At 45.8% G+C, this 648-nt stretch carries 1 protein-coding gene; it reads right to left on the bottom strand.

What is annotated here, in order from left to right:
- Nucleotides 1-648, bottom strand: a 648-nt coding sequence (locus J7438_RS26795) for an iron-containing redox enzyme family protein (RefSeq protein ID WP_209279063.1), incomplete at both ends; no start/stop codon positions are given.

The raw sequence follows: 648 nt of genomic DNA on the forward strand, positions 1-648 counted from the left end.
GTGATAGATAAATCGTTCAAGGCTTGCGCGAACAAGCGACTGTGGACTTCGTGAAGGTTACCATTACCCATCTCATCCCAGTAGTTTTGAGCAATTTCTAACTTTACATCCACCTGATTTCCAATTTGCATCAACGCAAGAATGTCATCAAATCGGGGGTCTAGCGTCGTCTCTTGAGCAAAATAGTAGGCAAGCTCATCCGGTCCGGCATGGTTAGAAAGGTACTCATTGTATACTGAGTGAACACTAGAGGGATGCTGACTGATCAAACGTTGCAACCACTTTACGTATTCAGCACCGTTTTTTGGGTACGCGTTGATCAGCTCTAAATCTATCAGCGTATGCTCTGCCGAGAGCATTGCGGCTTCAAGTTGCGCTGCCAAATCACGAATTAGCGGCTGTGTATCGGTGTTCAGGTTTTCGTAGCTAGGAACGACAAAGTCTTGGTTATATATCAGCTCAAGCGTTCGGTGAATCTCGGTCAACGCTGCCTGTTTCGATTCAGCGTCGTCTGGGTTTTGAAGTTTTTGTGCAATATCACACAGTTGTTTACCATACGCATAAAGTTGATGGCGGAAGCCAAAATTGGCATGCAAGCTCTGCCATACTTGCTCAGGCTGCTTTAGCAGTTCTGCTAACCATTCATCC

The organism is Thalassotalea sp. G20_0 (assembly GCF_017744175.1).
Lineage (GTDB): Bacteria > Pseudomonadota > Gammaproteobacteria > Pseudomonadales > Endozoicomonadaceae > Endozoicomonas.